Source organism: Nocardia sp. NPDC023733 (assembly GCF_040639775.1).
Classification (GTDB): Bacteria; Actinomycetota; Actinomycetes; order Mycobacteriales; family Mycobacteriaceae; genus Nocardia; species Nocardia rosealba.
Genome location: NZ_JBFAAN010000015.1, coordinates 1 through 1438, shown reverse-complemented (window position 1 = coordinate 1438; position 1438 = coordinate 1). Strand labels below are relative to the sequence as shown.

The following is a 1438-nucleotide window of genomic DNA, read 5'->3' as shown; positions in this document are numbered from 1 at the left end:
ATACAGCCTGAGAGGTGATGCGTAGTCGTTGAGACGAATTCAGTGATCCTATGCTGCCGAGAAAAGCCTCTAGCGAGCTGGTACATGGCCCGTACCCCAAACCGACACAGGTGGTCAGGTAGAGAATACTAAGGCGATCGAGAGAACTGTGGTTAAGGAACTCGGCAAAATGCCCCCGTAACTTCGGGAGAAGGGGGACCACGCCCGGTGAAAGCCCTTGCGGTTGGAGCTGGGTGGGGTCGCAGAGACCAGAGAGAAGCGACTGTTTACTAAAAACACAGGTCCGTGCGAAGTCGTAAGACGATGTATACGGACTGACGCCTGCCCGGTGCCGGAAGGTTAAGAGGACCGGTTAGCCCTTTGGGGCGAAGCTGAGAATTTAAGCCCCGGTAAACGGCGGTGGTAACTATAACCATCCTAAGGTAGCGAAATTCCTTGTCGGGTAAGTTCCGACCTGCACGAATGGCGTAACGACTTCTCTGCTGTCTCAACCACAGACTCGGCGAAATTGCATTACGAGTAAAGATGCTCGTTACGCGCGGCAGGACGAAAAGACCCCGGGACCTTCACTATAGCTTGGTATTGGTGTTCGGTACGGTTTGTGTAGGATAGGTGGGAGACTGTGAAACCTGGACGCCAGTTCGGGTGGAGTCGTCGTTGAAATACCACTCTGATCGTATTGGGCTTCTAACCTCGGACCATGATCTGGTTCAGGGACAGTGCCTGGTGGGTAGTTTAACTGGGGCGGTTGCCTCCTAAAATGTAACGGAGGCGCCCAAAGGTTCCCTCAGCCTGGTTGGCAATCAGGTGTCGAGTGCAAGTGCACAAGGGAGCTTGACTGTGAGACTGACAGGTCGAGCAGGGACGAAAGTCGGGACTAGTGATCCGGCACCGGCAAGTGGAAGCGGTGTCGCTCAACGGATAAAAGGTACCCCGGGGATAACAGGCTGATCTTCCCCAAGAGTCCATATCGACGGGATGGTTTGGCACCTCGATGTCGGCTCGTCGCATCCTGGGGCTGGAGTAGGTCCCAAGGGTTGGGCTGTTCGCCCATTAAAGCGGCACGCGAGCTGGGTTTAGAACGTCGTGAGACAGTTCGGTCTCTATCCGCCGCGCGCGTAAGAAACTTGAGGAAGGCTGTCCCTAGTACGAGAGGACCGGGACGGACGAACCTCTGGTGTGCCAGTTGTTCCGCCAGGAGCATGGCTGGTTGGCTACGTTCGGAAGGGATAACCGCTGAAAGCATCTAAGCGGGAAGCCTGTTCCAAGATGAGGTTTCTCTCCCACTTGATGGGTTAAGGCCCCCTACAGACCATGGGGTTGATAGGCTGGAACTGGAAGCACGGTAACGTGTGGAGGTGACCGGTACTAATAGGCCGAGGGCTTACTATCGAAGGTGTTACGCGTCCACTGTGCGGTATCTGAAACAACACACAGA

1 rRNA gene (cut by a window edge) is annotated in these 1438 nt (G+C 55.1%); it reads left to right on the top strand.

Annotated features, from left to right (window positions below):
- Positions 1–1392 (top strand): 23S ribosomal RNA (locus AB0F86_RS29550) (it extends 1368 nt beyond the left edge of the window).
- Positions 1393–1438: the final 46 nt, after the last annotated feature.